General features: G+C 53.3%; 1 pseudogene. It reads right to left on the bottom strand.

Annotation, left to right across the window (positions count from 1 at the left end):
* Positions 1–65: 65 nt before the first annotated feature.
* Positions 66–1,410: pseudogene (locus AN476_RS22180) on the bottom strand (IS3 family transposase).
* Between the last annotated feature and the right edge of the window lie 86 nt (positions 1,411–1,496).

Consider the following 1,496-nt stretch of genomic DNA (forward strand, 5'->3'; position numbering starts at 1 on the left):
GTCATATAAAATGGGGCATCAGAGCGGATTGAGCTTTGGAGGCTCTGGTTCGTTAGTGTGATTGATTATGCGGCTTGTTTTTGGTGTTGCAAGCGGCGGTTTTGGATTGTCAGTTTCTTGATCTTTGCCCTTTCTCTGATGATTGCTTTGTCGCGCCCAAAATAGACGTCTGCCGGTGTGACGTTGTTAAGGCTCTCGTGGTAGCGTTCGTTGTTGTAGTAATCGACGAACGCCCCGATCTGGCGCTCGAGATCACCCGGCAGATAGTAGTTCTCCAGTAGAACCCGGTTCTTCATCGTTTGATGCCAGCGTTCAATTTTGCCCTGAGTTTGTGGATGGAACGGTGCGCCGCGAACGTGATCCATTTTCTGATCTTCCAGCCATTCAGCCAAATCGCCTGAGATGTAACAGGACCCGTTGTCGCTCAGCAGGCGAGGCATGTGCCGAACGACGGCCTGATCGCATCCAGACGCCGCCAGAGCCAGTTCAATCGTGTCAGTCACATCCACGGCCCGCATGTTCGTGCAGAGTTTCCATGCGATGATATAGCGGCTGTAATCGTCCAGGATGGTGCTGTGATAAAACCACCCCCAACCGATGATTTTGAAGTAGGTGAAGTCGGTCTGCCACATCTCGTTAATGGCGGTGGTCTTGTCCGTGAACTCATCAGCCGCTTTGATCACGACATAGTCCGGTGCAGTGATCAGGTCAGCTTCCTTCAGAAAGCGGTAAGCCGATGATTCAGAGATAAAGTACCGTTTCTCATCGGTATACTTGACCGCCAATTCGCGCGTCGTCAGCGCCTCATGTTCCAGCGCGAACTCGATCAGATCATCCCGCCTGGCCTGAGGGATACGGTTCCAGACAGACTTTGGGCGGGGAGAGCGATCCGCCAGGGCATCAAGTCCACCTTCAACATAGCGATCATACCATCGGTAGAATGTGGTGCGCGGGATGCCCAGCATGTCCAGGGTCTGCTTGGTGGGCAGATGGGATCCCTCAACGGTTCGGATGATCTCCAGTTTCTCTGACGCAGGATACCTCATTCCTCGTATCCCCTGTCATGCTGTTTTTGAGCAAGCGGTTTTCCAATGTGAGGTCCGCAACGCATTCCTTCAGTGCCATCGCCTCGGATCGCAGGTCTTTCACCTCAGGCGAAGTGGCCTGACGAGCCGTGTCACCGGACAAACGCCGCTTCCCGGCTTCAAGGAACTCTTTGGACCAGCTGTAATACAGACCCTCAGAGATGCCTTCGCGGCGGCACAGTGCCGATATGGTTTCCTCGCCACGCAAACCCGCTAAAACAATGCGGATCTTCTCCTCGGATGAATAGGTTTGCCGGGTCTTGCGGCGGATGGAGTTGACCAGCTTGGTAGCCGCAGCTTTGCTGGTTCCGGATTTCTTGTTCATCTTCACTCCTTAACAGTTACGATGACCCAGAAATCCTCCGTTGTTCAAATCCTCAATTCTGTCCCACAGGTGCTAACGTCAGACAA

It is taken from the genome of Phaeobacter sp. 11ANDIMAR09 (assembly GCF_001294455.1).
In the GTDB taxonomy this organism is placed as follows: Bacteria; Pseudomonadota; Alphaproteobacteria; order Rhodobacterales; family Rhodobacteraceae; genus Pseudophaeobacter.